This window comes from Thermodesulfobacteriota bacterium (assembly GCA_036482575.1).
In the GTDB taxonomy this organism is placed as follows: Bacteria; Desulfobacterota; GWC2-55-46; order GWC2-55-46; family JAUVFY01; genus JAZGJJ01.
This window is the reverse complement of record JAZGJJ010000041.1, coordinates 1-2,724: the sequence shown is the minus strand read 5'-3', so window position 1 is coordinate 2,724 and position 2,724 is coordinate 1. Positions and strand designations below refer to the sequence as shown.

Below are 2,724 nucleotides of genomic sequence, written 5' to 3'. Positions count from 1 at the left end.
GATCGCGTTCCTGTCGATGTTGTCGGCCTCGCTCCTGCCATACAGGTTCAAGAGCTCGGGGCCCTTGAACCCCGCGCTCCAGAGCAAGTGGAAGTGGCTCGTCAACCTCTTCGAGAAGGTGGGGATGGAGAAGTACGCCATAGGGTGGCTCGACTTCCACGTCTTTACCACCTTCATAGGGTACGCGGCCTTCGCCATAGCCTTCGGGGCCAGTATAATGTACCTCATAAAGGAGCGCAAAACCGGGTTCCTCTGGATATTATCCCTTGTGCTTTTTTCCACCCACATCCTGATTATACTCATAAGGTGGTACAAATTGGGGCAGCTGCCGATATTCTTGAACTTTGAGTACGCCCTTGCAGGTGCCTGGTTATTTCTGGGGCTGTTCGCGCTCTTGACCGAGTATAGCCGGGTAATCGGCGAGACATGGAGTTATCTTGTCGATGGGTTCCCGGACGCGAGGATACTGGACGAATTGAGCTACAGGGCCATAGCCTGGGGCTTTCCTTTCCTGTTCGTGGGCATAGTCTCCGGCGCCATCTGGGCGAACTACGCATGGGGCTCCTACTGGAGCTGGGACCCCAAGGAGACCTGGTCGCTCATAACATGGTTCATATACGCGGCCTATCTGCACGCGAGGGTCACGCGCGGCTGGACTGGCAAGCGGGCGGCCTACCTCTCGGTTGTCGGCTTCATGGCGGTTATATTCCTCTACTGGGGCGTAAGCTTCGTGCTGCCCGGACTCCACGCATATGGATAAAGGATAGTTTAAGAAGTTTAAAGTTTAAAAAGTCTAAAAAGTATCTATAGGGGAAAATGGAAGAAAAGGAAAAAACGGAAAACGGAAAAAAAGGTTCCTTTAGCCCGGCTGCGGTTGTCATAGTGGCGGTGGCCGTGGTGGGGGTCTCTTTGGCGGTATTGGGTCAGAGGCAGCAGTTCGTGCCCGTGGTTGCCGGAACCAAGGCCATAGAGTTCACCCTGCCGGACCTCGGCGGCGGGGAGGTGACCCTCAGCGACTACCGCGGCAAGGTGGTATTCCTGAACTTCTGGGCCACGTGGTGCAAGCCCTGCGAGGAAGAGATGCCCTCCATGCAGGAACTCTACGATGAGTTTAAGGGGCAGCCGTTCGAGATGCTGGCCGTGAGCGTGGACAGCAAAGGCCCGGAGGCGGTCAGCGAGTTTATTGAAAAGCGCAACTTCACCTTCCCCGTCCTCCACGACAGGAAGGGCAGGATGAAGGAGAGGTACAAGACCACAGGGGTCCCGGAGACCTTCATAATAGACCAGAACGGGGTAATAGCCGAAAAGGTGATGGGGCCGAGGGACTGGTCGAGACGCGGCTATACGTCGATGGTCCGCGACCTCCTCAAGAACGGGGCGAAGCCGCCCGAGGCATACAGAACGAAGAGGGGCGGATGAGACCCATGAGAGGAGTTTCAACCTTAGCCCTGGTTTCCCTGTGCCTGCTTCTGCTCCTTGCCCCCTCGGTCCCGGCCGCGGAAGAGGAAAATGGAAAAGACCTGTGGGACGAGGTCGGCATTGAAAGGATCGGTCCGAGCGACGCCCCGCCGTTCAGCATCAGGGGAGTGGACGGTAAGAAGGTCACCCTCGACGACTTCAAGGGCAAGGTCGTTTTTCTGAATTTTTGGGCCACCTGGTGCCCGCCGTGCAAGGAAGAGCTTCCCGCGATGGAGGCCCTCCACAAGAAGCTCGCGGATAAGGGGCTTGCGGTGGTGGCCATGAACGACTACGAGCCAAGGCAGAAGGTCCTGGACTTCCTTGCAGAAACCCCCTACACTTTTACCGTCCTGATAGACGAGGAGGGTGGGGCGAGTGAGCGCTACAGGGCGCTTGTCCTGCCTACGACCTTTATCATAGACAGGGAGGGTAAGGTCATCGGAAGGGCCTACGGCGTGAGGGATTGGGACAGCGAGATGTCGATAAAACTCTTCGGGGAGATACTCGGCATATGACTGAAGGGGTTTCCATACCTTTCGCCTTCCTCGGGGGACTCCTCTCCTTCATATCCCCCTGCGTCCTCCCGCTCGTGCCCTCCTATATATCTTTCGTAACGGGCATATCCTTCGAGGAGCTTACCGGCGAGAGCGAAGACAGGAAGTTGAAGAGGGTAATACTCTTTAACTCCATGATGTTCGTGCTCGGGTTTTCCACCGTGTTCGTTGTCGTGCTCGGCGCCTCGGCCCAGCTCTTCGGCCACCTCTTCATGGAGTACCAGGACGTCGTACGGAAGGTAGGCGGCGTCGTCATCGCGCTCCTCGGCGTACATATAATAGGCGTAATAAACATAGGGGTGCTCCAGAGGGACAAGCGGCTGCACTTCTTCCGGGAGAAACCCATGGGGCTGCTGGGTTCGTTCCTCGTGGGCATGGGTTTCGCGGCCGGGTGGACGCCGTGTATCGGCCCGATACTCTCGGCAATATTCGCCGTTGCGGCCACCTCCGAGAGCCCGTGGGCCGGCATGGTGCTCTTTACCGCCTATTCCGCGGGCCTTGCCATACCGTTCATGCTCACCTCCATAGGCATCAATACCTTCCTCAAACACTTTCAGAGACTCAAGAAACACATGCGGGTCGTCTCGGTCGTGACCGGGACTTTCCTCATAGCAACAGGGGTCTTGATATTCTTTAATTCATTTGCTATGATAACCGGGTATCTCTCGATGTTCCTTCCGAATGTCGGGTGAAAACGAAACGGTCAGCGGAC

General features: G+C 56.6%; 4 protein-coding genes. All 4 read left to right on the top strand.

Features of this window, described 5'->3' with window-relative positions; translation table 11 throughout:
• Position 1 precedes the first annotated feature (1 nt).
• Genes ccsA through V3W31_01965 form a run of 4 tightly spaced genes read left to right on the top strand, consistent with a single transcriptional unit; the run spans position 2 to position 2,704 of the window.
• On the top strand, positions 2-760 hold the full coding sequence (gene ccsA, locus V3W31_01980) for a cytochrome c biogenesis protein CcsA (GenBank protein ID MEE9613706.1): 759 nt from the start codon (positions 2-4) through the stop codon (positions 758-760).
• A 56-nt stretch (positions 761-816) separates the two neighbouring features.
• Entirely contained in the window at positions 817-1,419 is a 603-nt protein-coding gene (locus V3W31_01975; GenBank protein MEE9613705.1) for a TlpA disulfide reductase family protein, read from the top strand.
• Between the two features lie 5 nt (positions 1,420-1,424).
• Positions 1,425-1,973: a TlpA disulfide reductase family protein gene (locus V3W31_01970; GenBank protein ID MEE9613704.1), complete on the top strand. Its 549-nt coding sequence runs from the start codon at positions 1,425-1,427 to the stop codon at positions 1,971-1,973.
• The gene (locus V3W31_01965; GenBank protein ID MEE9613703.1) at positions 1,970-2,704 is read left to right on the top strand and encodes a cytochrome c biogenesis protein CcdA; all 735 of its coding nucleotides are present in this window, start codon (positions 1,970-1,972) and stop codon (positions 2,702-2,704) included. The genes V3W31_01970 and V3W31_01965 overlap by 4 nt, the downstream gene beginning before the upstream one ends.
• The last annotated feature ends 20 nt before the right edge of the window (positions 2,705-2,724 follow it).

Excerpts from the sequence above, each read along its gene's own strand:
- V3W31_01975 (MEE9613705.1), top strand. The coding sequence starts at position 817 with ATGGAAGAAAAGGAAAAAACGGAAAACGGAAAAAAAGGTTCCTTTAGC.
- V3W31_01970 (MEE9613704.1), top strand. The coding sequence starts at position 1,425 with ATGAGAGGAGTTTCAACCTTAGCCCTGGTTTCCCTGTGCCTGCTTCTG.
- V3W31_01965 (MEE9613703.1), top strand. The coding sequence starts at position 1,970 with ATGACTGAAGGGGTTTCCATACCTTTCGCCTTCCTCGGGGGACTCCTC.